The sequence below is a fragment of the Desulforamulus aeronauticus DSM 10349 genome (assembly GCF_900142375.1).
Classification (GTDB): Bacteria; Bacillota; Desulfotomaculia; order Desulfotomaculales; family Desulfotomaculaceae; genus Desulfotomaculum; species Desulfotomaculum aeronauticum.
In genome coordinates this window covers 1-25,988 of the sequence record NZ_FRAR01000014.1, presented here as the reverse complement: position 1 = coordinate 25,988, position 25,988 = coordinate 1, and the positions used below count along the sequence as shown (strand labels likewise).

General features: G+C 43.6%; 29 protein-coding genes and 1 rRNA gene. 20 read left to right on the top strand and 10 right to left on the bottom strand.

Features of this window, described 5'->3' with window-relative positions:
• Positions 1-23 precede the first annotated feature (23 nt).
• Positions 24-833, bottom strand: a complete 810-nt coding sequence (murI, locus tag BUA78_RS09315; protein ID WP_139257320.1) for a glutamate racemase — start codon at positions 831-833, stop codon at positions 24-26.
• Between the two features lie 225 nt (positions 834-1,058).
• Between murI and selD the strand changes: the two genes are divergently transcribed.
• The 9 genes from selD (at position 1,059) to BUA78_RS09270 (ending at position 9,804) form a co-directional block, all read left to right on the top strand.
• Positions 1,059-2,105: a selenide, water dikinase SelD gene (gene selD / locus BUA78_RS09310; protein ID WP_084082364.1), complete on the top strand. Its 1,047-nt coding sequence runs from the start codon at positions 1,059-1,061 to the stop codon at positions 2,103-2,105.
• Between the two features lie 3 nt (positions 2,106-2,108).
• On the top strand, positions 2,109-2,699 hold the full coding sequence (gene yedF, locus BUA78_RS09305; RefSeq protein WP_072913612.1) for a sulfurtransferase-like selenium metabolism protein YedF: 591 nt from the start codon (positions 2,109-2,111) through the stop codon (positions 2,697-2,699).
• A gap of 385 nt (positions 2,700-3,084) precedes the next feature.
• Positions 3,085-3,636 carry a tryptophan transporter gene (locus tag BUA78_RS09300; protein ID WP_072913608.1) on the top strand — a complete coding sequence of 184 codons (552 nt, stop codon included), beginning with the start codon at positions 3,085-3,087 and terminating at the stop codon, positions 3,634-3,636.
• A 19-nt stretch (positions 3,637-3,655) separates the two neighbouring features.
• A complete protein-coding gene (locus BUA78_RS09295) occupies positions 3,656-4,513 on the top strand; it encodes an energy-coupling factor ABC transporter ATP-binding protein (protein ID WP_072913605.1) in 858 nt (285 codons plus the stop codon).
• A gap of 2 nt (positions 4,514-4,515) precedes the next feature.
• Positions 4,516-5,370, top strand: a complete 855-nt coding sequence (locus BUA78_RS09290; RefSeq protein ID WP_072913602.1) for an energy-coupling factor ABC transporter ATP-binding protein — start codon at positions 4,516-4,518, stop codon at positions 5,368-5,370.
• Positions 5,354-6,103 (top strand): energy-coupling factor transporter transmembrane component T family protein, encoded by a 750-nt coding sequence (locus BUA78_RS09285; protein ID WP_072913598.1) that lies wholly within the window; start codon positions 5,354-5,356, stop codon positions 6,101-6,103. Before BUA78_RS09290 ends, BUA78_RS09285 begins: the two co-directional genes overlap by 17 nt.
• Before the next feature lie 17 nt (positions 6,104-6,120).
• Positions 6,121-7,926, top strand: a complete 1,806-nt coding sequence (iorA, locus tag BUA78_RS09280) for an indolepyruvate ferredoxin oxidoreductase subunit alpha (protein ID WP_072913870.1) — start codon at positions 6,121-6,123, stop codon at positions 7,924-7,926.
• Positions 7,923-8,513 carry an indolepyruvate oxidoreductase subunit beta gene (locus BUA78_RS09275; RefSeq protein ID WP_072913595.1) on the top strand — a complete coding sequence of 197 codons (591 nt, stop codon included), beginning with the start codon at positions 7,923-7,925 and terminating at the stop codon, positions 8,511-8,513. Before iorA ends, BUA78_RS09275 begins: the two co-directional genes overlap by 4 nt.
• A gap of 1 nt (position 8,514) precedes the next feature.
• Positions 8,515-9,804, top strand: a complete 1,290-nt coding sequence (locus BUA78_RS09270) for a phenylacetate--CoA ligase family protein (protein WP_072913592.1) — start codon at positions 8,515-8,517, stop codon at positions 9,802-9,804.
• On the opposite strand, the gene BUA78_RS09265 is transcribed toward BUA78_RS09270, so the two are convergent.
• The 3 genes from BUA78_RS09265 to BUA78_RS09255 form a co-directional block, all read right to left on the bottom strand.
• Positions 9,801-10,937, bottom strand: coding sequence for a hypothetical protein (locus BUA78_RS09265; protein ID WP_238456789.1), 1,137 nt, complete (start codon positions 10,935-10,937; stop codon positions 9,801-9,803). The two genes, BUA78_RS09270 and BUA78_RS09265, sit on opposite strands and share 4 nt — an antisense overlap.
• Positions 10,938-11,173: 236 nt before the next feature.
• On the bottom strand, positions 11,174-11,437 hold the full coding sequence (locus BUA78_RS09260; protein WP_238456781.1) for a hypothetical protein: 264 nt from the start codon (positions 11,435-11,437) through the stop codon (positions 11,174-11,176).
• A 139-nt stretch (positions 11,438-11,576) separates the two neighbouring features.
• On the bottom strand, positions 11,577-12,665 hold the full coding sequence (locus tag BUA78_RS09255) for an NAD(P)/FAD-dependent oxidoreductase (protein WP_072913586.1): 1,089 nt from the start codon (positions 12,663-12,665) through the stop codon (positions 11,577-11,579).
• Positions 12,666-12,770: 105 nt separating this feature from the next.
• Between BUA78_RS09255 and BUA78_RS09250 the strand changes: the two genes are divergently transcribed.
• From BUA78_RS09250 to BUA78_RS09240, 3 genes are all read left to right on the top strand, one after another.
• Complete coding sequence (locus BUA78_RS09250) at positions 12,771-12,977, top strand: hypothetical protein (protein WP_072913583.1); 207 nt, start codon at positions 12,771-12,773, stop codon at positions 12,975-12,977.
• An 8-nt stretch (positions 12,978-12,985) separates the two neighbouring features.
• Complete coding sequence (locus tag BUA78_RS09245) at positions 12,986-13,213, top strand: DUF2383 domain-containing protein (RefSeq protein ID WP_072913580.1); 228 nt, start codon at positions 12,986-12,988, stop codon at positions 13,211-13,213.
• A 276-nt stretch (positions 13,214-13,489) separates the two neighbouring features.
• Positions 13,490-14,200, top strand: a complete 711-nt coding sequence (locus BUA78_RS09240; RefSeq protein WP_072913577.1) for a hypothetical protein — start codon at positions 13,490-13,492, stop codon at positions 14,198-14,200.
• A 55-nt stretch (positions 14,201-14,255) separates the two neighbouring features.
• Here the strand turns inward: BUA78_RS09240 and BUA78_RS09235 are convergent, their stop codons facing one another.
• Together BUA78_RS09235 and BUA78_RS09230 are read right to left on the bottom strand one after the other, a co-directional pair.
• Positions 14,256-15,569, bottom strand: coding sequence for a PhoH family protein (locus BUA78_RS09235; RefSeq protein WP_084082363.1), 1,314 nt, complete (start codon positions 15,567-15,569; stop codon positions 14,256-14,258).
• Between the two features lie 231 nt (positions 15,570-15,800).
• Positions 15,801-16,277 carry a MarR family winged helix-turn-helix transcriptional regulator gene (locus tag BUA78_RS09230; protein WP_072913571.1) on the bottom strand — a complete coding sequence of 159 codons (477 nt, stop codon included), beginning with the start codon at positions 16,275-16,277 and terminating at the stop codon, positions 15,801-15,803.
• A 217-nt stretch (positions 16,278-16,494) separates the two neighbouring features.
• Between BUA78_RS09230 and sdaAB the strand changes: the two genes are divergently transcribed.
• Positions 16,495-17,160, top strand: coding sequence for an L-serine ammonia-lyase, iron-sulfur-dependent subunit beta (gene sdaAB, locus BUA78_RS09225; RefSeq protein ID WP_072913568.1), 666 nt, complete (start codon positions 16,495-16,497; stop codon positions 17,158-17,160).
• Positions 17,161-17,177: 17 nt separating this feature from the next.
• Complete coding sequence (sdaAA, locus tag BUA78_RS09220) at positions 17,178-18,056, top strand: L-serine ammonia-lyase, iron-sulfur-dependent, subunit alpha (protein WP_072913565.1); 879 nt, start codon at positions 17,178-17,180, stop codon at positions 18,054-18,056.
• Positions 18,057-18,144: 88 nt separating this feature from the next.
• On the opposite strand, the gene BUA78_RS09215 is transcribed toward sdaAA, so the two are convergent.
• A complete protein-coding gene (locus BUA78_RS09215; RefSeq protein ID WP_072913562.1) occupies positions 18,145-18,363 on the bottom strand; it encodes a hypothetical protein in 219 nt (72 codons plus the stop codon).
• A gap of 328 nt (positions 18,364-18,691) precedes the next feature.
• Between BUA78_RS09215 and BUA78_RS09210 the strand changes: the two genes are divergently transcribed.
• Positions 18,692-19,435 carry a class I SAM-dependent methyltransferase gene (locus BUA78_RS09210; RefSeq protein ID WP_072913559.1) on the top strand — a complete coding sequence of 248 codons (744 nt, stop codon included), beginning with the start codon at positions 18,692-18,694 and terminating at the stop codon, positions 19,433-19,435.
• 10 nt (positions 19,436-19,445) lie between these two features.
• Here the strand turns inward: BUA78_RS09210 and BUA78_RS20855 are convergent, their stop codons facing one another.
• Positions 19,446-19,571 (bottom strand): hypothetical protein, encoded by a 126-nt coding sequence (locus BUA78_RS20855; protein WP_274377388.1) that lies wholly within the window; start codon positions 19,569-19,571, stop codon positions 19,446-19,448.
• Between the two features lie 226 nt (positions 19,572-19,797).
• On the opposite strand from BUA78_RS20855, the gene BUA78_RS09205 reads away from it, so the two are divergent.
• From BUA78_RS09205 to BUA78_RS09195, 3 genes are all read left to right on the top strand, one after another.
• A complete protein-coding gene (locus BUA78_RS09205; RefSeq protein ID WP_238456779.1) occupies positions 19,798-20,319 on the top strand; it encodes a MarR family winged helix-turn-helix transcriptional regulator in 522 nt (173 codons plus the stop codon).
• Between the two features lie 64 nt (positions 20,320-20,383).
• Entirely contained in the window at positions 20,384-21,013 is a 630-nt protein-coding gene (locus tag BUA78_RS09200) for a flavin reductase family protein (protein WP_072913556.1), read from the top strand.
• A gap of 114 nt (positions 21,014-21,127) precedes the next feature.
• Positions 21,128-21,760 (top strand): CBS and ACT domain-containing protein, encoded by a 633-nt coding sequence (locus BUA78_RS09195; protein WP_072913554.1) that lies wholly within the window; start codon positions 21,128-21,130, stop codon positions 21,758-21,760.
• Positions 21,761-21,852: 92 nt separating this feature from the next.
• Here the strand turns inward: BUA78_RS09195 and BUA78_RS09190 are convergent, their stop codons facing one another.
• Both BUA78_RS09190 and BUA78_RS09185 read right to left on the bottom strand, forming a co-directional pair.
• On the bottom strand, positions 21,853-22,872 hold the full coding sequence (locus BUA78_RS09190) for an alpha-hydroxy-acid oxidizing protein (protein WP_072913553.1): 1,020 nt from the start codon (positions 22,870-22,872) through the stop codon (positions 21,853-21,855).
• 87 nt (positions 22,873-22,959) lie between these two features.
• Positions 22,960-23,913: a L,D-transpeptidase family protein gene (locus BUA78_RS09185; RefSeq protein ID WP_072913551.1), complete on the bottom strand. Its 954-nt coding sequence runs from the start codon at positions 23,911-23,913 to the stop codon at positions 22,960-22,962.
• Between the two features lie 272 nt (positions 23,914-24,185).
• Here BUA78_RS09185 and hflX point away from each other — a divergent pair, with 272 nt between their 5' ends.
• Positions 24,186-25,439, top strand: a complete 1,254-nt coding sequence (hflX, locus tag BUA78_RS09180) for a GTPase HflX (RefSeq protein WP_072913549.1) — start codon at positions 24,186-24,188, stop codon at positions 25,437-25,439.
• A 480-nt stretch (positions 25,440-25,919) separates the two neighbouring features.
• Positions 25,920-25,988: ribosomal RNA gene (locus BUA78_RS09175) — 16S ribosomal RNA — on the top strand; the annotation flags it as partial.

The window sequence follows — 25,988 nt, the reverse complement described above, 5'->3', positions numbered from 1 at the left end:
GCGGCAGTGATCTGCCGCGTTAACTATTTTTCTGGGTGTAGTGGGATACTTTTAACAACAATATTATCCCTTAGCCAGAGATCACGAATTACTTTGGCCACCAGAGCCTCACTGCCGCTGGTGAAGAATAAATCCCTGCCGGCGGTGCCTTCTGTTACGGCCAGGTTGTGCTCATCCAATATTCGAGTTACCTGGTGGGCCACTGCCAGACCGGTATCAATTACCATGACATCGGGGCCGGCCATTTCTTCTATTAAGGGGCGTAGGAAGGGATAGTGAGTACAGCCGAGTACCACCGTATCTACCCCCTGTTCCAACATCGGGGACAGGAATCCCTGAAGAATCTCCCGGGTTTTCGGATCATTTAGCTTACCTTGTTCAATAAGCTCCACCAGACCAGGGCAGGGTTGATTAATGACGACGTTATTTTCCGCATAACGCTTTACCAGAGAAGCAAAACGGTCACCAGCAATGGTGACACTGGTGGCCAAGACACCGATTTTACCATTTCTCGTGGCGGCTATAGCCGGTTTTACACCTGGTTCCATGCCGATAATGGGAAGGTTACAAAGTTCACGTAGTTCCTCCAAACCGGCGGAAGAAGCGGTGTTGCAGGCCACCACAATCATTTTGGCTCCCTGCTGCAGTAAAAACTCGGTAATAACTCGTTCTCGCTGCCGGATTATGGCAGGGTCCTTATCCCCGTAAGGACAATAGGCTGAATCAGCATAATATAGGATGTCTTCTAAAGGAAGTAGTTGACGAATTTCTTTGGCTACAGATAAACCGCCAACACCTGAATCGAAAATACCTATGGGTTGGGTCAAGATAATCACCTCAAGGTTTGGTTGTTGGTAAATGCTGTAATTTATTATACTCTGCTGACTAAGTAGAAGCAAGTAGAGGTTGGCTGGTCATCAATTATAAACGTTAGATATATTTCTGATTAGTAGTTGTGCTTTATAACTAAAAGTTATAAATGGCGGACAGGAATGTACATAATTACTGGCGAAGCGCTAAATAATGGGAAGGATAGTTAAACGGAAGGGGGGATAACCATGGCAGAGATTAGACTAACCCAAATGACTAAAGCTGCGGGCTGAGCGGCTAAGTTAGGACCGGACGTCCTGTCGCAGGTGCTGCGGCATTTACCCAAGCAGACAAATGCAAACCTACTGGTGGGATTAGACACTTCCGATGATGCGGCAGTCTATCGTTTAAATGAAGAAATAGCCACTATTCAAACTGTGGATTTTTTTACACCAATGGTAGACGATCCTTATTTTTTTGGCCAAATTGCAGCTGCCAACGCTTTAAGCGATGTTTATGCCATGGGTGGGACGCCCCTATTGGCCTTAAATATTGTATGTTTTCCCTCCTGTCTGTCGCCGGACATACTGGCAGAGATACTAAGGGGAGGGGCAGATAAAGTTGCCGAAGCCGGAGCTATTGTGGCTGGTGGACATAGTGTACAAGATGACGAGCCCAAATATGGTCTGGCGGTTACCGGCGTAGTACACCCGAAGCAGGTCTACAGCAATGCTACGGCTGCGCCAGGGGATCTGCTAATTGTAACCAAGCCCCTGGGGACCGGGATTATTAACACGGGAATTAAGGCGGACTTGGTGGAAAAAGCTGTTATTGACAAGACTATTTCTACCATGGCTGCCCTGAATAAGGAGGCGGCCCGTGTGATGCAGCAAGTCGGGGTGTCGTCCTGTACGGATATCACTGGCTTTGGCTTGCTGGGGCACAGTGCTGAAATGGCCCAAGCCAGTGGCTTGAGTTTACACCTATATGCAGAGGCAGTTCCCGTTTTACCCGGAGTTAGAGAGCTGGCCAGAATGGGCATTATTCCTGGGGGAGCCTACAACAATCGCAATCACCTGGGAGACCGGTTGTTTATCGAAGAAAAGGTAACCAGAGAAGAGATTGATATCCTCTGCGACCCTCAAACTTCTGGTGGTTTACTCATTGCTGTACCAGCCCCCCGCGCTTCCAGGCTGTTGACGGAATTGCACAATAGTGGTGTGGCTGAGGCTGCTATTATTGGTGAAATGATGCCGCAAGATAAATTTTTAATTACTGTTGGAAGGGGAAAATAGAGCATGGCAAAAGAGATTAATAACCGTGGGTTGGCCTGTCCCCAACCGGTAATCAATACCAAAAGAGCATTGGAAGAATTGGCTCAGGGCACGCTTATCTCTATTGTGGATAATGAAGCAGCCCGGGAAAACGTAACCAGATTTGCCGAGAATGCCGGCTGCCAAGTACAAGTGGCAGAAAAAGACGGAGAATATTATCTTACCATTACCAAGGGCGAAGCCTCGGTACCGGCAGAGATCGTAAAATCTGCCGGAGAGACGGGAGCGATGGTATATTTAATCACCAGTAATACCTTTGGCAGTGGGGCCGAGGATTTAGGGGAGATCCTAATGATTAGTTTTTTTAACAGCTTATTAGAAAAACCAGCTCCCCGCACCATCATGCTGGTTAACTCCGGTGTGCGTCTGGCTATTAAACAATCCCGTGTAGTAGAGCAAATAACCAAACTGGCAGAACGGGGTAGCGAAGTGATTTCCTGTGGCACCTGTCTGGAGTATTATAAGTTAAAGGAAGAACTGGCAGTGGGCCGGGTTACCAATATGCTGGAGATATTGGAGAACCTGTCCGGTGAAGGGAAAGTCGTTACCCTGTAATAAAATATACATACCAACTATATTTGACATGATCATGTCGCAGTGTATGGTGTTATCCTTTCAGTTATTATCAGGATAGAAAAACTTATGTTTGCGCTAATTTATGAAACGGATCCGGCAAATATCTAAAAATCTAGTGACAGCAATTGTTTTCTATGCTACACTAGTTCCCATAGCAGAGGTTTTAGCGTAGTAGAGAGGTTTTGTCAATTACATATGGAGGTGAGTTGAGTTGAGCTGAGCTAGGGGAGTATAGTGGAGCTTTCTATTCCATTGTCCTAAACCAGGCGTACTCACGTCTGGTTTTTTATTTACCCGATAAGGCATAACCAGTTAAAGACAGGCGAGAAAGCCAAGTTTTTCATTGAGATGAGGAGAGATGATGATGAGTAATCAATCCACCGCTAGTCAAGTGGTTGTCGGTAAAATGAGCAGGTCCAAAGAAATTGCAGTTATTGCCTTTTTGATTGCCATAGGTGCAGTCCTACGCATGTTTTCCCCAGCCATTTTAGGCATTACCCCGAACTTCATAATTGCTATGTACTGTTTAGCGATACTTCTTCTGCGACCAGCCATTGGTCCTGCCCTGGGTATTGGTATTGTGGCCGGGGCGGTCAGTATGATTTTTTCTAAATCACCCATTCCCTATCTGAATCTAGCCACTGAACCCACCGGGGCCTTGGTTTGTGCCCTTTTGGCAGCCTATCTGCCGGAGTTTTCTCTGAAAAACTACTCCTTCAAGCCCTGTTTGGCTACCTTTGTAGGCACTTTAATCAGCGGGGGTCTCTATGTAGTGTTGAATTTTCATCTAGCTTTGCATCTACCTGTAACTGCCATGAAAGCCGCTTTCATTGGTGTAGTTATTCCGGTAGCTCTCATCAATGCAGTTATCGCCCAGGCTTTATATGTCCCAGTAAAGAAATTTCTTTTTCGTTAGGGAAGGGGCAGGGTAAAAAATGACGACTTCAAATAATTCCCTTATTCAGTTAAATAATTTCAGCTATCAGTATCCGCACACGGCAAATAATGCCTTAAAGAGTATTAACCTGTCCCTTAAGAAAGGTTCCTTTGTTGGTTTTGCCGGCCCCACCGGGGCGGGTAAAACCACTCTTATCAAATCAATCAATGGCATTGTGCCTCACTTTGAAGGAGGCACCTTTAGTGGAGAAGTCCTACTCAACGGGAAGGCAGCAGACACCATGTCCACAGCCGAAATTGGCCGCTCGGTGGGAACCGTGCTGGATGATCCAGAAGCTCAAATTATTTGTCTAGACGTAGAACAGGAATTAGTCTTTGGCATGGAAAACTATGGTGTGCCACCGGCAGAAATGGAGCAACGGATGCAAAAAGCCCTGGCCAGTGTCGGTATTGCTCATTTGCTTGGGCGTTCCACCGCGTCTTTGTCCGGCGGGCAGAAGCAGCGGCTGGCTATTGCAGCAGCGCTAGCCATGTTACCAGAAGTATTGGTTTTGGATGAGCCCACCTCAGAGCTAGATCCCCTGGGCAGTGAAGAGGTTTTTCGAGTGTTAAAGCAGCTTCACCAGGAGCAGGGTATGACCATCCTGGTAACAGAGCAAAAAACAGATTTATTGGCCCGTTATTGCGACCAATTGGTTATTCTCCGGGAGGGCGAAATGGTGTTGTCCGGTACGCCGCGAGAGGTGTTTCAACACCCAGATATTTTTGAATTAGGGGTAGCCTTACCCGAAGTAACGGAACTGGCCCGTAGATATTATCCGCAGGCCGAACCACCTATTACACTGGATGAAGGGGTTCAGTTTTGTCGCAATGTAATTCAAACTTTCGGAGGTTAATAATGAACCCTGTCATTAAAATAGATGGACTATCCTTTGGCTACGAATTTGGTGATTCGGTTTTGAAAGACATTTACCTGGAAATTTCCCCCGGTGAAATGGTAGCCTTGGTGGGTCAAAATGGAGCCGGTAAAACCACTTTGGTAAAACACCTGATTGGCTTACTACGTCCCCCTGCGGGCAAGGTAAGAGTGGCTGACTTAGATGTAGCGAACACTCGGGTATCTAAGTTGTCACGGCAGGTGGGTTATGTCTTTCAAAACCCCGATCACCAAATTTTTCATGACACCGTACAGGCTGAAGTGGCCTTTGGTCTAAATAACCTGGGTTTGCCTCGGGAGGAAGTTGAGCCCAGAGTTACTGCAGCTCTCAGTGATGTTGGCTTAGAACATTTGGCCAATGAAAACCCCCAACGTCTAAGTCGGGGACAGCGGCAGAGGGTGGCTTTGGCTTCGGTGCTGGCCCTGCGTACTCCTGTTATTGTTTTGGATGAACCCACCACTGGACAGGACTATCAAGAGAGAAAACAGATCATGGCTTTGGTTGAGCAGTTAAATAAAGCGGGGCATACCATTGTTTTCATAACTCACGACATGTCTCTGGTGGCGCATTATGCCAGTCGAGTGGTGGTTCTTTGTCAAGGTCAAATCATTTTAGATGGCGACACCAGGGAGGTTTTCCGACAAACGGATAAACTTGCAGAATCCCTGCTGTTACCACCCCAGGTAACAGTATTGGCCAATCAATTAAATGAACCGTTAAATACGTCTGTTTCTCCAGTCATTTTATCAGTTGATGAAATGCAGGAGTATTTGCAAAGGGTAAGGGAGGTCAAAAGGAATGGCGCGGGTGATTGAGTATATTTACCGAGATTCCATCATACATCAGCTAAATCCCTTAAGCAAATTGGCCTGGGCACTGGGAGTTATGGTGTTGGCCTTGACTTTCAATGATCCCTATTACCTGTTGGCTTTATTAATATCGGTGGGACTGGTTGGTTTAACAGGACGAGTGATGAAGGATTTATCCGGTGTTATGAAAGGCCTGAGTATCTTTGCTTTGATCCTGGTTCTCTTACAAGTGGTTTTTTACCATGGAGCATACCGGGAAGCTGTCACTTTGGGCATAGCCATGGGACTTCGTATGATGACGGTGGTGCTGAGTTTTTTAGTTTTCCTGAGTACCACCCAGTATAAAGATATTATTCTGGTACTTACTGAAAAAATGAAACTCCCCTACGACTATGTGTTTATGTTCATGACCTCGCTGCGTTTTGTACCCACCTTTCTAAATGAAGCCATACAAGTGGGTTATGCCCAGCAGGTTAGGGGATGTCCCATCGATAGCGGCAATCCCTGGCGCAAGATGAAAGCCTATATCGCGGTGGCTCTCCCCCTCGTTTTAATCTCTCTAAAAAAAGCGGAGAGGTTGGCCATTGCCATGGAAACCAGGGGTTATGGCAGTAATAACCGGACTTACTATAAAGAACCAATCATCAGCACTTTAGACTATTTTGTAATATTTCTGGTGGTTGTCCTGATTATTGGTGCAATTATCTTGAGATGTAAGGGTTTAGGAGTTCTTCACTAGTAATGGAGGTAGTTTTTATGAAAAAACTATTAATGGGAAACGAAGCCATGGCCTATGGTGCTATAGAAGGAGGCGTTCAGGTAGTAACCGGCTACCCGGGAACTCCCTCTTCAGAGGTATTTACGAGCCTAGCAGCAATGGCTAAGGAAAAGAAAATTGTTGCCCAGTGGTCGGTAAATGAAAAGGTAGCTTTGGAGGTAGCAGCTGGAGCGGCCTATGCCGGAGCCAGAGCTATGGTCACCATGAAACAAGTGGGGCTTAATGTAGCTGCCGATCCTTTAATGACACTGGCCTATATTGGTATTAAAGGTGGTTTGGTACTGGTGGTGGCCGATGACCCGGGTCCCCATAGTTCTCAAAATGAGCAAGACACGAGAAGATTTGCCAGCTTTGCCAAACTACCGGTGCTGGACCCCGCGGATCCCCAAGAGGCGTTGATCATGGCTAGAGAAGCTTTCGAGATATCCGAAAAACTAGGATTGCCGGTGCTGCTTCGTCCCACTACCCGTACCTGCCATGTTTGCCAGGATGTTGAGGTGTCCGATGCCATAGTACCGACTCAAGAAGTAACAGGCTTTGAGAAGAACCCAGGGTGGGTCATTTTTCCAAGCCTTGCGTCCAAAAGGCATAGTTGGCTCAATCAACAGCAGGATGAAGCTCGCCAATTATTTGAAAGCAGTTCCTTTAACCGCATTGACCCTGGAACTGGTCGACAGGGTATTATTGCCGGGGGAGTAGCCTACCATTATGTAAAAGAAGCTTTGGATTTATTAGGTTTAGACATTCCGGTGCTCAAGATAGGTACTCCTTATCCCCTGCCGGTTAACTTGGTGATGAAATATTTGGATAAATTAGATCGGGTACTGGTGGTGGAAGAACAGGAACCTGTACTAGAGGATCAGTTAATTCAAATGGTCTTTCAACATCGGAGACCGGTGATTTTGCGAGGGAAATACAATCGGTTGGTGCCCCGGGAAGGGGAGTTGGATACCGGTAAAGTGAAGGAAATAATAGCGAACTTTTTAAAAATTGAGCTGTCAGATCATAAGAAAGTATTGAATTCACCCCCGCTACCAGTTCGGCCGCCGATATTATGCGCTGGTTGTCCCCACCGTGCTTCCTTTTATGTGTTTAAGCAGGCAGCTTTAGGAACGGATGCCATTTTTACCGGAGATATTGGCTGTTACACTTTGGGCAATATGGCCCCACTTCATGCCGTGGACACTTGCTTATGTATGGGTGCCAGTATTACCATTGGCAGCGGCTTACAGATGGTAGAACCAAATAAAAAAATTGTAGCTTTTCTGGGGGATTCAACCTTTTTCCATACCGGCCTGCCGGGTCTAATCAACGCCGTGCACAATCAGGCGAAACAAACTGTGGTGGTGTTGGATAATCGTACTACGGCTATGACCGGGCACCAAAGCCATCCAGGCTTACCGCGCACCGCTATCGGTGAACCAGTAGAACCCCTGGATATTGCTCGTTTGGCAGAGGCCTGTGGTGTTGGCTTTGTTCGTGTGGTTGATCCCTACGATTATGCAGCTTCCCTGGAAGTAGCTCGGCAAGCACTGGCCTTTGAAGGGGTTGCCGTGGTAGTTATGCGGCGGGAGTGTGTGGCCTTGGTGAAGGGTGGCCAGACAGCCAGAGTGATTGACTCCGAAAAATGCTTGGATTGCGGTTTATGCATAGAGGAACTGGGTTGTCCGGCCATTGCCAGAGGAGAGGAAGGCCCAGTCATTGGAGATACTTGTACCGGCTGCGATCTGTGTCGTCAATTGTGTCCTACCGGAGCCATTATCGAAAGAGGTGGAGCAGAATGAGATTAGACATTGTGATAACTGGTGTCGGAGGTCAAGGGAATGTGCTGGCTTCCCGTATTTTGGCAAAGGCAGCCATGGAATGGGGTTTACCCGTCCGCACCTCCGAAGCCATCGGCATGGCTCAGCGAGAGGGCGTGGTGATGAGCCAGGTCCGCATGGGAGAAGGAGCTTACGGTGCTCTCATTCCGGATGGCAGTGCGGACATTTTGCTGGGTTTTGAACTGGCGGAAACCATTCGGGGGTTAGCCAAGTTAAAGACCGGAGGCGTGGTCATTGCCAATCGCCAGACCATCTTTCCTGTGTCTGTTTCATTGGGGTTATCTCAATATGAACCAGAGCAGATGATCTCATATCTGGAAAATACCGCCGCCCAGTATCATTTGTTGGATGCCACAGCACTGGCTGGTGAGGCCGGTACCTACAAATGTACCAATATTGTCATGTTGGGAGCCCTAGCTTCCTTGGGGATACTGCCCTATGATGAAGAACATTTAAAACAAGTCATGCTGGATGTAATACCACCGAAACTGCGTGATATTAATTTGCGGGCCTTTGCGTTAGGACGACAGGCTCTGGGGGGTGAATAGGTTGTCTCTAATTCTTAGACAAAAGGAAGCCCACTTTGACTATGATCGTCTTCATGGGGAACAAGAAAAAAAGCTGCAGACACTTATCCAGCGGCTTTTTCAAAAATCTTCTTTTTATCGGCAAAAATTAGAAGAAGCAGGAATTCGACCGGGACAGATAAAAACCGTTCAGGATTTGTCGATGGTACCCTTTACCACCAAAGCAGAATTGAGATCGGTATATCCCCTAGGGATGCAGGCAGTGCCAGATGAAGAGGTGGTACGCATCCATTCTTCTTCCGGTACTACGGGTAAAGCCATCATTGTGCCCTATACCTCAGGGGATGTGGCCACCTGGGCCGAGATGATGGCCCGCTGTATGGAAATGACCGGTGTTACCAGGAAAGATAGGGTACAGGTAACCCCGGGGTATGGGTTGTGGACCGCAGGTATTGGTTTTCAGGCTGGGGTAGAGCGGCTTGGTGCCATGGCCATTCCTACCGGCCCTGGTAATACAGAGAAGCAACTGGAATTAATGGAAGATCTGCAAACCACCGTACTTATTGGTACATCTTCTTACGGTTTGCTTCTGGCAGAAGAAATTGATAAACGGGGTTTACAGAGTCGCTTACATTTGCAAAGGGCTATCTTTGGTAGTGAGCGCTGGGGAACTAAAATGCGCCGCCGCATAGAAGAACTTCTCGGTATTGATACCTTTGATATTTATGGTCTTACTGAAATTTATGGCCCAGGCATCGCCATCGATTGTCCCTATCATCAGGGCATGCACTTCTGGTCGGATCACCTGCTGTTTGAAATTATCGATCCCGTATCCGGGCAACCTCTGCCACCTGGTGAGCAAGGAGAATTGGTGATTACTACCTTGAGTAAAGAGGGGATGCCCCTGCTGCGTTACCGTACCCATGATATCACCCGGCTTCGTACAGATAGCTGTCCCTGCGGTTCTCCTTTCCCGAGGATCGACCGTATCCTGGGCAGAACAGATGACATGGTTAAAGTGAAGGGTGTTAACATCTATCCCGGACAGATTGATCATGTTTTAAAGCAAACAGAGGGTGCGGGCAGTGAATATCAATTAATTCTTACCCGCAGTGAGGGAAAAGACCGTATTTTGGTCAAGTTGGAGGCCCAGGAAGGGGCGGCATTTGAGAAGGTAGCCCAGGATATTAAGCGCAATATGAAAACTCGTATTGGTATTCAGAGTGATGTGGAAGTTGTGCCCTATGGCAGTTTACCCCGTGTGGAAAAGAAGAGCAAACGGGTTTACGATTTAAGGGAAAATAGCAACTAATTTGTAACCCTTTCTATCATGGGCTTGGCTTCTTGGCAGAACTCACAAACCAGACTGAGACCGGCTTTTAAGGGCATTTTTAGCCGAAACCTTTCTAGGGAGCGCTTGTCCAAAACGGCATTCGGAATGTATACCGCACCGGTCAGATGGTGAATTGACTCCGGGGTGTTCTCCCGTTCCACCCGGTACAAAAACCTCTGTACCTGTTGATCCGCTGTCGGTTCAATCTGGTGGGTTTGCATATGTACAACATCTAGGGGCTTATAGGTAGTGGCTGTAGCTACCGTTTTAATGGTTCTGATTTTTCTTTCATAAATGGTTAAAGCGGCATCCACCAGCGCTTTATAAGCCACATTATATTCTAATACTACTGGATAACCGTTAATGGTCGCCAGGGCGGTTCTTTGCAAACTGCGGGCTAGGGATGAAAGTTCCGCGGTACGTAACAAATCATTAAAAATGGTAAACAAGTCATGACTGTGTTCTGGTAATAGTTCAAAGTCAGTAGCTTGCTGTAGCTGGGTAAGAAGATTTTTAAAATCACCCAGCTTTTTTGTTTTTTTCAGCAGGCCAGGTAGAGTGACATTTCCATCTTGATCCAGAGCGTCAGAAAGGACAGAACGAACTTTTTCATACCAGTTGCTTATTGGTTCACCAGCAATGGCTTCCGGCAAATGGACTACATAAATACCGTGAGCATTGGCGTATTCCCAGGCGGGGTAAGAAAATTCCCCGGCTACAAAGATACCTCCTACATAATTCACGGTGAGGGTTTCTTTTACTTTTTTTCCTCCATATATCCGGTGAAATAAATCTCCCCGGTTGTTGTCCAGCAAATCTCGGATTAGCTCCCGGCGGGAGGGCAGAGTTTGTTCCAGATCCAGTAGAGTGGCTTTCAAATTTCGTACTAACTGCATATCATTGTCGGGGTCTGCCAATTCCGGCCCTCTGGCAGCGACCAGTAGCACGGTATTTAAACTGAAGGGGCTGTTGTTTAAGTCAATGCCTATTACACCAACCTGATGCTGGGTTCCACGACCACCTAATTTACGGCGAGGTACGCCAGCAATGTAGCCGTTGTTCCGCAGGACGTAGGCTACCATATATTCAAAGATCTTGTCCCCGGCAATCATAAGAGACAATGGACACCTCCAAAGATGATAAATGATTATTCTAAGTATGACCAGTTTGCTAAACTCTATGTCAAAGTTCCCAGCTATTGTTAGGGCAAAACATAAATAATCTTACGGTATTAGGATCATATTATAATCACCGGACTGGTTGCGCAACCTAAAGGCTTTTGCCTTGGTCCGTTAAAAGAAACCCTCCTAGGATTGGGAGGGTTTCTGGATTTTTAGGGTTTATATTGCTAAAAGCCACCCCAAGGCTTTGCCTTGGTATAGGCAAAACCCTTAGCCCATTGTTCCGCTTCGGAGGAAGCTTTAAAAACCCTCCGGTCCCCGGCACCCCTTACACAAAACTCCGCCAACCACATGTGCCCATCATGATTCACTTTCCAATAGGTATTTAAGTGATTGTTACTGGTCTCACCATAGCCCTGTTCTTCTATGATGGGAGTTGGTTTAAAGTATTGTCGGTTACGGGGATTGATCGGAAATAATTTATTGATCAAACTAAACCACTTCCTCGTGTAACAATTTATATGATTATAAAAGATATGTATTGGGAATTGTCCATAGTTCTGTTAATATCCGGTAAAGCTTTTTCGAATAGGTAAGAATTTTTGTCACCTTATGTTTCGTTACTTTTGGTTAATGCATTTGTTGCTCGTCCCTCGAAATTTTAGTAACCAAATACTGCATAAGTGGGTCAATAGCCTGTAAAATATCTAGATTCGTATGGAACAAGGGGTATTTAACCGGAGCACTTCCCAAGAGTGTAATAATTCTATCTAAATCCTTGTTATCCAAACGATCCCATAACTGACGGATACGAGCTTGCCTTTCTAAAATGTTATAAAATAAACTCATATTTTTTTCAAAGTTGCTTCCCAGAGCAATGGCACGGGCTGCTTCCACACCACTGGCAACGGAAAAATAAACGCCTTGTCCGAAAAAGCTGGTAACAAACCCACCACTGTTACCAATCAAAAAAGTGTTTCCTACCCGATGTGGGAAAGCCAGACCCATTTCATAATCAATATCCCAGTGCAGGACAATCTCTGGATTTATTTTTTTCCCTTGGATAAACATAGACCAGTATTTGGACAATTCTTCCTGGGTGATATAGGGAACCATTAATTGTAAAGAAGCTCGTTCAGTGCCGAGGGGTACCATATAGGCAAAGCCGCTTTTGGTATAACAGGTATTAAACCAGTAGCGAATTTCCTCGGGATTAAAACGACCTAAAATGGTAGCACCCCGTATCCAGGTCTTAAGTTTACTTTGCCAAATACCTAGGCTTTTGGCGTATTCTTTAGTACCGTCGGCTACCACCAGATAGTCAAATTTCTTTAACAGGCTTTCTATGTTAACGTGCTGTTCAAAATAAATGGGTGTTTTTAAACCAGCTGCCAATTGGCATTCAATAGAGGATTCTTCTTCGCCCCGATAAACACTGTGACCTAAATTGCCCGTCACGGTGTATTCAGCATTGGGACCCTGCACCCGCAGCATAGTAATTTCACTAATGGGTTTAAGCTCTATTCCATACTGTTTTTTAAGTGATTGTATTTGATTTTTCACTGGCCTCAGGAGAAAATTTAACAGCACCGGTGAGCAGGGAAAGGGGCTACCGATACGGCTTTTTTGTTCAAAGATAACCGGCCGGATACCCTGTTTCTCCAATTCTAAGGCACAGGAAAGTCCGGCTACTCCTGCCCCAACGATGGCAACTTTCATGTTTAGCTCTTTCCTCCCTGTAATTTAGCATTATTAAATCATTTAATATTTTTCGCTGAACGGCTAATAATATGCTTAAGAACATATTTTGGGGGTGTGTACCGATTGTCACAGCTTACTCAAAAGGATATTCAAAATAATACTTTTAAAAGAGCCTACGATATGGAGGTATTGCTTCAGGCTAAATTTGCCTATGTTGCCAAACAAATACAGAATAAAAGTCTTAAAAAATTATTAAAGACTCTAGAAATGACAGCCCAGGGCCACCTTGCAGAGCTAAAGCAAGAAATGAATAAATTAGATATAAAATAGGAGGTTCTATGGATAGCTTAGAGTTTTTAAATGATGTGTTGGAAGATAAAATTAGAAGCCAGGCCTTTTATAATGATGCTGCCGTAAAAGTGAGAAATCCCTCGGCCCGACAATTATTTATAAAATTAAGGGATGAGGAAATGCGGCATATTGAAATTTTACAAAAAGAAGTAGTAGCCATGGAAAATAAACCCTTCGTAGTAACTAAAATATTAGCCAAAATTAAAAACCAATAATTTTTATTCATGCTGAGATTATTGAAAGCATGGTTAAGCAGTTCTTTAGCGATTATCTAAGTAGGTAAGTAGCTTAAACCAAAAAGCCACGGCTAAGCCGATTAAAGAGGTCAACAGAGTAAAAAGCCAGAGATCCATGGACCAAAGTCTCCTTTCAAACATATCTTAGAGTAATTTACCCTCTGGTATGAGATGTATGCATGTAACATTTGAGGCATTTTTTCGTACTATATACCAGGGTAAATTTTTAGTTTTTAAAGAAAGGGGTTATAGGCAGTGGTAGGTGAACGTGGGTCAGGTTCAAATGCCTTTAGTTTATTTTTAATTTTAGTTCTGCTTTACTTTGCACAGCGGGGAGTCTCTGTAAATGCATACTCAGAAAGCAGCAAGGCACAAGATATTCCGGAGCAGCCTGAAACACCGACGGAAGGAAAACTTGCTGTGGGTCTATCGAACGGTGAAGTAACAGAATATATTCCAGATTCAGTAGTTTATTTCGAAGAGAATGATCTGGAACCAGTTGTTCCTATTGAGCAACTTGAGTTTGAACAAACGATGGCCGATCCTGCAGAGTTGACAGAAGAGGAATGGGTAGCTGCGGAAGAAGTAGAAGAGATAAAAGAAATATTTGAAGAATCATCAGAAGAGATTGAGCTTGAGGAAGCATCAGAAAAAGAGCCAATCGTAGATGTATTCTTCCAAGTACCAGAAGAAAACCTTCTCGATTCTATTGAAGAAACGCAAAACGAGTTTATAGCACCAGATGAGGTGACAGAGGAACCACTTGGCTGGAGCAGCAGTGAAGAGGAGTTTATCCAAGACGAGCAGGAGGAGCAACCTTTTATGGAAACTCCATCCACACAGATTACGGCTGAACCGCTCTTGGGGGGACAGGATCATTTATTCTTAAAGCCGTTAATAAATGATATTAAAACTCAAAAAGTAAAACATGCTGGACCAAAGATTTCCATAAACTTTGGTCGCTAAGTAAAACAGGTGTTGGCAAAAAAACCAACACCTGTTTTGGCGTTTTCTTTTAAAATTAAGGTAGTAATTCAACACCAAGGGCTGCTAAACGGCTACGTTCAGTTCGGCTTAATGTGATGTGAGCATATAAGTCTTGATTTTTAAAAGCTTCAATGAGGGTAACAAAACCATTACTGGTGGCCGTTAATCGATAATTATCGATTTGTTGAATATCTCCTGTTAGAACAATTTTACTGCCCATACCAGCTCGGGTGATGATGGTTTTGATATTTTCCTTGGTTAAGTTTTGGGCTTCATCAATTAAAATCCACTGTTTGGGAATAGAGCGCCCCCTAATATAGGTGAGAGCCTCTAATTCAATGAAACCTTCTTCCATAAACTTTTCCACCCGTTCTGAGGGGGGACACCTTTCTTCATGCTTGGAAGCTACAAAATTTCTGGTTAGGTATTCTAAATTGTCATAGATAGCTGCCATCCAGGGCGTTAATTTTTCCTTTTTCGTTCCCGGTAGTGCTCCTAAATCCCGGCTATGTGGAATGAGGGCTCTGGTTACAATAAGTTTGGAATACAGACGTTGATTAACAACTTGCTGCAGGCCGGCGGCTAAAGCCAATAAGGTTTTCCCGGTTCCTGCAGGTCCTAGAATACTAACTAGCTCAATATCTGGGTCTAATAATGCATCCATTAAAAAAGATTGCTCCATATTTCCTTCCGCCGGGCCCAATCCAAAGGCGTGGAGGTCTCGGCGCAGTGGATAGATACCCCTTTTTTTATAACGGCCTAAGTGTTTGCCTCCCAGGTTATCTTGCATGCAAACATATTGATTTTCCAGCAATCTTTCCTTTGCTTCGATGCGGCGAAGCTGGTAAAAATCCTGCACTTGATCGTAAGATATTTCAATCTGGTTCCACCCCTTGTAAAGACAATCCAAATTAACCTGTTCAACGGCATAATTTTCAGCAGCTACGCCCAGAGTATCCGCTATTACTCGCTGGCATATATCTTGACTGATTAACGTAACGGGGCCAATTTCTTCTTCATGGAATCCTTTGGCGATGGCTAAGATACGAGTATCTACTTTGTCTTTGGGCAAATATTCCGGCAATGCTACATGACAATGGTTGACTTCGACTAGAATTTGATGACCCGTGGGAAGTAAAACGCCCTGGTGCAACTGTGGACGCAGGCTGTCCAAAAAACGAATTGCCTGTCGGGCACAGTGTCCCCGGGCATCTTCTAGCCCCTTAAAACGATCCAGCTCGTTTACTACGGCTAAGGGGATAATGATCTTGCAGGGTTTAAAGGATGAAATAATCTCTTTAATTGGCCGATCCAATAATACATTTGTATCGAGTATCCTAACGTGCACGGCTTCCCCTCCTGCTAGAATTTTTAGCCTTACTACTATCATCTTACAGTTTTAATTTTAAGGTTGGGTAAAAGAGAGGTTAAGCAACAGTAAAAGTAAGTTTTCCTTTGTCTTTTTACAACTTATCCAAGTGTTGAATTAATTAGAACAAATTAGTAAGACTTATCAGCAAATGATGATGGGATAAAAACAAAAAAAAACCACCATAATAGTGGTTATGTAGGTATTTTATTAATCTAAATCCGGGTCGGCGGCTCCCGGTCCATCGGTTTCCTGGATCATTAGTTGGTTAATTTTTATTAGACCAATAATCAGGCCCTGAATTTCTTCCTGATTCATAGAATTCATTAAACCCGCAAGATAATTTGTCCTCATTAAGGAAATATTTTCGCCTAACTGTTTTTCACCGGTAGAAAGATCGATATGCACCACTCTACGATCGTTATCATTACGTTTCCTAACGACTTTACCCTGTTTTTCTAACCGGTCAACAATACCAGATACCGTACTTTTCGCGAGACCCAATCTTAGGCTTAATTCGCCGAGGGTAATGCCCGGATTTTGATATAATTCTTGCATTAAATGAATTTGAGGAACCGTTAAACCACAACCTACTGTTTGAGATAACATATATTGCCGAAATTTTCGGTTAAGAGTTCTGATTAGGTCCTTTAATTGTTCAGCCTGCTGGACCAGGGCGGACTCCATATAAACCACCTCCATTGCCAAAAAATATAAAATTGTTTTTATATTTAGAATATCACTAATTCGAATCGTAGTAAATACTAATAGTAAAAACATAAACAATATTCAGAATTATATGTCTATTAAATTGTGGGCCACGGGCGTAAGTGCTTCGGTCTTGAGAGAGAGTAGGAGAAGTGTTATTATTTTAGTAAGTTTTTGAGAAGAGAGGGGAGATAGTATGCCGTATACCTCAATATTTGATATTATAGGACCAATCATGGTAGGCCCCTCCAGTTCCCACACAGCCGGTGCCGCGAGAATTGGTAAGACTGCCAGAGAAATCTTTGGTAGATGCCCCCAAAGGGCAAAGATTACCTTTTACGGCTCCTTTGCCCAGACCTATCGGGGGCATGGTACGGATCTGGCCATAGTAGGTGGGATTCTAGATTTAAATGCAGATGACGAGAAGATTATTCGTTCCTTTGAGATAGCGAAGGAACAGGGAGTCGCTATAGAATTTATCACTGTTCCCGAAGAGTCCGCCTACCATCCTAATACGGCCAAGGTGAGTCTGGTTGACGACCAAGGTTCCTTTGAATTAGTTGGTATTTCGATCGGTGGCGGGAAAATCACGATCAAGGAAATAGAGGGCTTTAAAATATCCCTCAGTGGAGAGAATCCTACTTTATTAGTTTTTCATCATGACCGTTATGGGGCCATTGCCCAAGTAGCTCAGAAATTGGCCCTTAATAGAATTAATGTTGGACATATGGAGGTGGCCCGAAAATCAAAGGGTGATTTGGCTTTAATGGTAATTGAAACTGATCAGGAAATCCCGGGTGAAACACTGGCAGATGTCAAGAAAATTGATCATGTATATAATGTAGCATTGCTTAATCCTTAAGTGAGAGGGGAAGACCATTGAAATATCGCACCGTAGCTGAATTGGTTCAGCTTGCCTGCCAAAAGAATAAAACCATTGGAGAAGTGGTACTGGAGCAGGAGATACAAGCAACCGCTCGTCGATCTGAGGAAATTTGGAGCAACATGGAAAAAAGCTTGCAAATCATGGAACAGGCTGTAGAAAAAGGAATCCAAGAGGCTGTATATTCCCGCAGTGGGCTAACCGGGGGAGATGCTAAAAAATTAAAGGATTATGCCAACACTGGCCAAAGCCTGAGTCAGGGAGTCATCCTGGATGCCGTAAACTTTGCTTTAGCTACTTCAGAGGTTAATGCATCGATGGGGCTCATCGTAGCGACTCCCACAGCCGGATCAAGTGGTGTTCTTCCAGGGTGTATTTTGGCCGCAGGCAAGCAAAGGAATAGTACCAGGGAACAAATGATTCATGCATTATTTAATGCTGGGGGAGTTGGCTTTGTGATTGCTAACAATGCCACGATCTCTGGTGCTGCCGGAGGCTGTCAGGCGGAGGTGGGTGCTGCTTCAGCTATGGCCGCCTCTGCGGTGGTGGAATTAGCGGGTGGTACGCCACAACAGTGTTCAGAGGCAGGCGCCATTGCCCTAAAAAATCTGTTGGGGTTGGTCTGCGATCCAGTAGCTGGATTGGTGGAAGTACCCTGTGTGAAGAGAAATTCCATGGGAGCAGCGGTGGCCATCGTGGCTGCAGATATGGCCTTGGCTGGAATCACCAGCGTAATTCCCTTTGATGAAGTGATAGAAGCGATGTACAAAATAGGTGCCATGCTGCCTTCCTGCTTGAGAGAGACTTCCCAAGCCGGTTTAGCAACAACACCCACTGGTATCAAATTGACTGAAAAGATTCATCCTCAAGTTTAATAAAAAGGGCCTGTCGCCGTACGTTTACTCATAAACGTTTTGCGACAGGCCCTTCTTAGTTCATATTTTGGCTGGTTTTCTATTTTTTCTACCCAGTCGCTACCTTTAAATCATCCAACGCTGCCCGAATCATGGCCTCGATGACTCTTGAGATTGGTAAACCGGACTCCTTGGATAGCTTTTTAATATGGTTAACTGTTTCTCGGTTACTAATGATGTTTATTTCTTGAAAGTTAGATAGATTGACAACTTGTTCCTGAGATATTTCTGTAATATGTTTTTCTACGTTACTGAGGTTTCTTTGCATGAAATGATTCCTCCAATTGTTATTTTGTTAGAAAAACTGGCTTATTTACCTGTAACCTTAGGTTATGATCTCTAGAGTCATAACGTTTAGGCCAGATAACCTAAAGGTTATCTGGGGTCAGGCGGAAGCCTGGTTTTTCGTATACTTTCATCAATAAAGTTTTATATTTCTGAAAGTGATATAAAAGTGATTCCCTGTAGGGGAGTAATATACCTTCGGAGAATTGTCTGTTGAAATGTCGATATCGCGGAACCATTCGACACAAATTATGTGATGATATTTTATATGTCGAGAATAAGGTTGGTAAAAACTAGGTACAATACAGAATATGGAAGATATAATTTACCTTAATATGGTTGAGATGGAACGAAATCACTGGTGGTATAAGGGTAGGCGGGAAATAATTGGTAAAATAACCCGTTCTTATATGACATCACCGGTAAAAATTTTAGATGCCGGTTGTGGTGCTGGTGGAACAATGGAATATATGTCAAGATATGGTTCTCCTATAGGCGTTGATATTTCGCAAAAAATGGTGGAACACTGTCGGAAGATGGGGATGTCCGCTTATCGTACCAGTGTTAGTGAACTACCTTTTCCGGATCAAGAATTTGATCTGGTGTTTTGTTTAGATGTTTTAGAACATATTCCGGATGAGAAACAGGCATTGGCAGAGCTTATTAGAGTAGTTCGTCCTGGTGGGATTATGGTTTTTACGGTACCTGCTTTTACCTGGCTGTGGGGACATCATGACGTTCTAAATAATCATTGTAGGAGATATAATGTTGGGGAACTACAAGGGCTTCTTACTGACTGTAACTTATCGATAGAACGTGTAACCTATTTTAATTTTTTCTTACTGCCACCTATATGGGTAGTAAGGAGGTTAGGGAGAAAAGTTACTGCTCTTATGCCCAAAACCGATTTTCAACTGGGGTCTAGATCTTTAAATAACTTTTTTTATTCATTTTTAAAACTGGAAAAACTATTGTTAAGGTATATGAATTTCCCGGTGGGAGTTTCACAGGCAGTTATAGCTAGAAAAAAAGATTCCCTCCGCCCTGGAGGGTAATCTTTTATCACTATTTCTTTGGCTTTGTATCTGGTTTGCGGCAGCCGCCATAGCCTGCTTCGGCATAAACTTCCTTAGGTGTTATTTTATAGGGTTTTGGTGGGACGGTTGATTGGCCATTCGTTTTTTCCGGCATGGAAGATTATACCTCCTTGTATTTTGTTTATGATAGTTTATCCGAATAGCGGCTAGCTATACCATTTTTAATAAATTTAGAGGTTGGATTTTTAGGAATAAATAGTATACAAATGCAGGAAGTTTATTCAAAGTGTGGAAATACCTTTATATTAAAAAGATATAAATACATAATTTTAACCAGGCTCTTATAAATGGAGTATATGTTTATGATTGGGGGGAGCATGTTGAGTCAGGAACAAGTCGAGAATTATCGTAGATTGCACGTACTTTTAAATTTAATTCGTGGACTTTATAAAGCACTGGATAGTGATTGGAGAAAAGCAGCTTCTGAGGTAGGTCTTACCCCCTGTCAGCAGCATTTATTATGGATTTTATCTTTTAGAAATGGTAGCACTTTGACAGAATTAAGTGAAATTGGGGTGTGGCACGTTTCAACGGTCATGAGTATGGTGGAACGGATGGAAAAGAATGGACTGGTTACTAAAGTAGTAGATTTGAACGATGCACGTACCAAGCGTATTTTTGTCACAGAAAAAGGTTCCCGGGTAAGAAAGGAAACTTTAAAGGGCGAAGAACATTTTCGATTATTATCTTTAATGAATAACATGAATGAACAGGAGGTTAAAGAAGGAACTAAGATACTTCAATATCTGGTGTCCGAACTCCTTGGAGAAAGATTTATTGAGTTTGTTAATTCTTCCTCAGAACAAATACTGAATAAGAAAGAAGAGCTTGCGCTAGAATAATAAAATAGAATCCCCGGAAATATCCGGGGGTTATTTTATTCGGCTAATCATAGGGGAGATATGGATGTCCTACAAAGGCCCAGTTTATATTTGGAAATGCACAGTATGTGGTGATAAACATTATGCTAAAAATCCTCCGGGTAGTTGCAGAAAATGTCATAGTGAAGCAAATCGCTATATTTTGTTGCCCAATAACGGGCAAGGTAGCGGAGAGGAATTGCAAAACTACTTTGGCATTCCCAGTTTAAATAGTCTATTATATCTAATAGGATCAACCCGGAAAGACATCCCGAATGCCATGTGCTGCAGCAGTGTTACACAAATTACCTATGGTCCGCCCCAAGTGGCTGTAGCCATTAATAAAAATACCCTTACCCACGATAACATCAAAGAGACCGGTGTGTTTTCTCTGGTCCCCTTGGGCCACAGTCAAACGAAAATGGCCCATCATTTCGGTCGAAACTCTGGTCGACAAATAGATAAATTTTTGGATTATCAGCAAAAGCCAGCCAAGACGGGCAGTCCCATTATAGAAGGGTGTGACAGTTATTATGATTGCCTGGTGGATCATAGTGCTACCATAGAATTGGCGAGCCATACGCTTTTTGTGGCTAAGATTATCGAAGCAGCGGTAAAAACTAGCGAGCCACCGTTGACCTATCTGGATTATATAAAGAATATGTCCAATTTTTAATCAATCATTGAATTATTCTTAAGTGAACAATTATGAATATTTTCTTCTTGCGGGGATTATGGGTTTAGATTACAATGATTGGTAACAAGAAAGCTTTTTAAGGAGGTTGGGCCGGTGTTTGTTAAAGATTGTATGACTACTTCCCCAATTACAATTGTCAAGAGTACACCTATTTTAGAGGCATTGGAAAAAATGAAAAAGTTAAAGATCCGTCAACTGCCCGTTATTGATAAGGGCAAGTTGTTGGGCCTCGTTACAGAAAGAGAGTTACTAACCGTTACTCCCTCACCTGCCACTACCCTAAGTATTTTTGAAATGAACTACCTCCTTTCTAAAATGGTTGTAGGGGAAGTTATGGTGAAAGATCCTATCACGGTAACTCCTGAGACAACTATTGAAGAAGCTGCTCTGATTATGAGGGAAAATAAGATCGCCTGCCTGCTGGTTTTGGAAGGGGAAGAATTGGCGGGGATTATTACCCAGACGGATATCTTTGATGCCTTTATTGAATTTTTTGGCATAAAGAAAGCAGGTACCAGACTGGTACTAGAAATTCGGGACCGAGTCGGCGCAATTGCTGACATCACAGAAATTATGAAGACAATGAACGTTAACATTAGGGCCATGGTTGTCCACCGCAGAAATAATGATTTATTCCATATCATTGTAAGGGTAAACACCGTGGAACCAGAAGCATTGGTCAAAGAGTTAGAAGGAAGAGGATTTCCTGTTCTTTCAGTTAATTAAACACAAAGAAACCTACCTCACATTATTTGATGAGGTAGGTTTTTTTAATATCAGAAAGTATAAACTTCTGTAACAAACATCGGAGGCTTTAACTAACCTTGTTGGATAACCTTACTATCAATATCCTTAATGGTTTGACAACCGGTAAGAATCATTGCTTGCTTTAATTCGGCGGTCATTTTGTCCAGCAGTAGTTTAACACCCTCTGCACCACCACCAAAGGCGCCTACAACAAGGGGTCTGCCAACCAGAACACCTTCAGCACCTAGTGCCAGAAGCTTTAGTACATCCACGCCGGTACGAACTCCGCCATCCACCAAAATCGTAACTTTACCCTTCACCGCAGCGGCAATGGAAGGCAGTACGCTAGCTGCTCCCGGAGTAAAATCAAGAATACGTCCACCATGGTTTGAGACAACAATGGCACTAACACCGGCTTGAGCGGCCATTTCAGCTTCGTCTACGGTCATAATACCTTTTAAAATAAAGGGTAGTTTTGTAGAAGCCACTAACTCTTTGATTTCTTCCTTAGTTTTGGGACCCACAGGTTGACCTTTCAGAGCCATGGTTACTAAGCCTGCACCGTCAATATCGACTCCTACGGCTTTCGCACCTGCTGCCTCGGCTCGGCGAATGCAATCAATAATTACCTTTTGTTCACGAGGCTTAATGATGGGAATACCCTTACCTTGCTCCTCGGCAATGGCTTCTAAACCAGAGGTATACATAGCAGGGTCAGCACCATCACCGGTCCAGCCCAGGGTACCTGCCTGACGACTGCCTGAAACGATCATACCAATAAATTCACGCTCGCTAATGGTTCCGCCCATATTATAAGGGGTGCCCGTCATGGGAGCTCCCATAATAGGACTAGATAGCTTGGTACCGAATAATTCAGCTTTTGTATCAGGGTCCTTAGCACCATGCAGGGTACGCATGTTTAAGCTATAGGAAGCAAGAGCATGTAGGTTGTTTTTAAAGCTAACTCCAGTACCTGTGCCACCCATGCCAGGAACTTCACCGGCGCAAGCCCGACCGTCACAAATTGGGCAAACCCGACAGTAACCTTTCAAACTTTCCTTTGCTTGGGTTCTAACGGTTTTTAAATCCATTGCTGAAGTCACTCCTGTCACTTATTAGTTGTAATAATGGTATTGTGTAAATATTTCGATTGTAAATAACGATCTCCTGCATCAAAATTATGGAGAAACTGACTTCTCAGAAATTTTGGTTGTGCTTTGCATGATGGACGCAGTACTTGCAGGGCTAGGTTCAAAGTTAACAGACTGTGGAGAAATATTCATTGTTAGGTGCAATTCCCGGCTTTTAGGTAGCCAATCTACCTGGACATGGAAGAGTTCTTCGATTGTAGATTTTGTTAAATAAGTGGTACCTTCAAAGATAAGAGGCGGTTCTGTTAACGATATAATTTGACCGTTAAAGCTGGCGTTCTGCTCGTTAGGCCTTAATTCTGCAGTAAAGTCCGGGGATTGTAGCTCAATAGAGTTAGTTTGGTCATTCCAGAAAATGGTACAATTCAATAACTGGCTGAAAATCTTTAATGGAATGTAAGGGCTGTTTTCCTTGGTAAAGGTTTTGTATTGATTTTCTAAGGTCATTACTTCTTCGTTAACGTATACTTTTATTGGTGTGTTGTCAATAAAAGCTACCTTTAAATTAGTGTCATTCCAGACGATAGTAACCGGGGTTCCCACAGAAACCTGGTCATACAGCCATAAAATATCTTGATTGTACAAACGAATACAGCCTTCAGAGGCATAAGTACCAATGGAGTTGGCATTACTATTACCATGAATGCCGTAGGCCCCACCAGCGCAACTCAAGCCTAGCCAACGTGGACCTAATGGATTGGAGGGGCTGCCTCCGGGAATACGCTTCTTATAATAGGGTGGGTTGACAATTTTGTTAATGACTCGAAATTGTCCTTCTGGGGTAAAATTTCTGTGGAGACCAGTGGCAACGGGGAAAACCTTTACCAAGACACCGTTTTGATAAAAGCCTAATTGGTTCGTCTTTTTATTAATTATAATCATGTTATTTTCCTGGGCATTTGCCACCGGTGTAAAAATAAAAAAAGATATACCCCCAAGCAATGCTACTGTAATCAAGAGATGAAAAAACCTTCTGTACAACGTGATGAACCCCTCCCTAAACGTTATCAATACATGACTATTAAGGAGAGGGCTTGTCTATGACCTTAAAAACGAATATTTTTTATGTCAAAGAAAGGAATTGCAGTTGCTTATTTGGAATGGTTATACTATTTTTATTATAAAAAGCGGACAAATATTTGTCCGCGACAGCGGAAAATAGTATCTACTAATCCGCTTTAGGGGAACTAATTAAATGCGGATTAGTATTAAAACTATAATGCTGACAGAAGGTTTGACTGAGGAGGATACCAGTGGAGCAAATTATAGATATTCATGAAGAGCGGGCTGTATTAGTTGGGGTAAGACTGCCTGATGATTACGACTGGCAATTGGAAGAATCAATGCAGGAATTAATTAGCCTCTCGGATACTGCCGGCGCCCGGGTAGTGGGAGAGTTTATTCAAAATCGACAACGACCGGATGCCGCTACTTTTATCGGTAAAGGAAAGGCAGAAGAATTAAAAGAGTATTGTGAGGAAGTTGAAGCTAATTTAGTGATCAGTGACCGCGAATTATCTCCAGCCCAGTCCAGAAATCTCGCAGATAAAATTGGCGTTAAGGTGATAGACAGAGCCCAACTAATCTTGGATATTTTTGCCGGGCGAGCGCAAACCAAGGAAGGCCGGTTACAGGTGGAACTGGCACAATTAAAATATATGCTACCACGTCTTATTGGACAGGGAACAAAGTTATCAAGATTAGGGGGAGGTATTGGTACCAGAGGACCTGGTGAAACGAAGTTAGAAACTGACAGACGGAGAATTCGGAAAAGGATCTCCGATTTGGAAAGGGAACTTAAGGAAGTGCAACGTCACCGGGCTTTACTAAGAAAGGACCGTAAAGATGAACCTTTTCCTTTGGTGAGCCTGGTGGGTTATACCAATGCTGGCAAAAGTACACTACTAAAGACCCTGACAGGGGCGGATGTTTTAGTAGAAGACAAACTTTTTGCCACCCTAGACCCCACTACTCGTCGGGTAGTACTGCCTAATAATGATACTGTTTTACTTACCGATACGGTTGGTTTTATTCAAAACCTACCGCACCATTTGGTTGCAGCCTTCAGAGCAACCTTAGAAGAAGTTATCGAGGCGGATCTTTTGCTACATATGGTGGATGCATCTCACCCCAACAGTGAAAGGCAGATTAAAGCAGTGCATGATGTACTACAACGCCTGGGAGCCTTAGAGAAACCAATGATTATGGTCTTTAACAAAATTGACAACGTCACAGATTTACTTAGCCTGCCGCATTCCGATTCTCCCGTTGTCAATATATCCGCCCTGTCTGGCGAAGGGATCGAAGAACTATTGCGAATGGTAGCAGATGTGTTAAAGCAGAGATACTCTTTGATTAAGGTAACGATTCCGTACGCTAAATCAAATCTTGTTTCACTGCTACATCAAAAGGGTAAAGTATTGCTCGAAAAATACCAGGAAGACGGCATTACACTTGAAGTAGAAATTAGTCGTGTTTGGGCAGACCGAATAGTAAGTCAGTTGTAATTATTTTGTATTTTGTATTTTTTTTGATTGATTTCTTACGACAAGAGCTTGACCAGTGTCGAATGTTATGATAATATTAAAAACGTTCTCAGCGCTACTCCATTATCCCCTAAAGGAGATAAGATTAGGATGCGCAGCAAGAAATTTACTATTGCATAATGTTTTGCGCAGTGGTAAGATAACAAATGTCGCCGCTGAGCGGTGGCAACGAGAAAGACAAGTTACCAAAAATTTCACTTGCAAGAAAGTGAGAGACGTGGTAAGATAAGATTCCGGTCGCGAGATTGGCCAAAGCAAAATGGTCTTTGAAAACTAAACAGAAGATGATGGATGCATAAGGTCAAGTCAAAAGTCAGCGGAAGCTGAAACTAAGACGACCACAATGAATCCTCGTCAAGCGTTATATAAAAAACGCTAGCGAGTAATTCCTAAAAAGAAGTAAACTAAGAGCTAATCAACTCTTAAAATATTGCAAGATATTTTATGGAGAGTTTGATCCTGGCTCAGGACGAACGCTGGCGGCGTGCTTAACACATGCAAGTCGAACGG

Coding starts and splice junctions, on each gene's coding strand:
- BUA78_RS09265 (WP_238456789.1), bottom strand. CDS start 10,937: ATGATTGCCGGGGACAAGATCTTTGAATATATGGTAGCCTACGTCCTG.
- BUA78_RS09300 (WP_072913608.1), top strand. CDS start 3,085: ATGAGTAATCAATCCACCGCTAGTCAAGTGGTTGTCGGTAAAATGAGC.
- iorA (WP_072913870.1), top strand. CDS start 6,121: ATGAAAAAACTATTAATGGGAAACGAAGCCATGGCCTATGGTGCTATA.
- BUA78_RS09245 (WP_072913580.1), top strand. CDS start 12,986: ATGGATAGCTTAGAGTTTTTAAATGATGTGTTGGAAGATAAAATTAGA.
- BUA78_RS09290 (WP_072913602.1), top strand. CDS start 4,516: ATGAACCCTGTCATTAAAATAGATGGACTATCCTTTGGCTACGAATTT.
- yedF (WP_072913612.1), top strand. CDS start 2,109: ATGGCAAAAGAGATTAATAACCGTGGGTTGGCCTGTCCCCAACCGGTA.
- BUA78_RS20855 (WP_274377388.1), bottom strand. CDS start 19,571: ATGCCGGAAAAAACGAATGGCCAATCAACCGTCCCACCAAAACCCTAT.
- BUA78_RS09295 (WP_072913605.1), top strand. CDS start 3,656: ATGACGACTTCAAATAATTCCCTTATTCAGTTAAATAATTTCAGCTAT.
- BUA78_RS09190 (WP_072913553.1), bottom strand. CDS start 22,872: ATGGATTTAAAAACCGTTAGAACCCAAGCAAAGGAAAGTTTGAAAGGT.
- BUA78_RS09285 (WP_072913598.1), top strand. CDS start 5,354: ATGGCGCGGGTGATTGAGTATATTTACCGAGATTCCATCATACATCAG.
- BUA78_RS09275 (WP_072913595.1), top strand. CDS start 7,923: ATGAGATTAGACATTGTGATAACTGGTGTCGGAGGTCAAGGGAATGTG.
- BUA78_RS09215 (WP_072913562.1), bottom strand. CDS start 18,363: ATGCAAAGAAACCTCAGTAACGTAGAAAAACATATTACAGAAATATCT.
- sdaAB (WP_072913568.1), top strand. CDS start 16,495: ATGCCGTATACCTCAATATTTGATATTATAGGACCAATCATGGTAGGC.
- BUA78_RS09210 (WP_072913559.1), top strand. CDS start 18,692: ATGGAAGATATAATTTACCTTAATATGGTTGAGATGGAACGAAATCAC.
- BUA78_RS09230 (WP_072913571.1), bottom strand. CDS start 16,277: ATGGAGTCCGCCCTGGTCCAGCAGGCTGAACAATTAAAGGACCTAATC.
- BUA78_RS09200 (WP_072913556.1), top strand. CDS start 20,384: ATGTCCTACAAAGGCCCAGTTTATATTTGGAAATGCACAGTATGTGGT.
- BUA78_RS09255 (WP_072913586.1), bottom strand. CDS start 12,665: ATGAAAGTTGCCATCGTTGGGGCAGGAGTAGCCGGACTTTCCTGTGCC.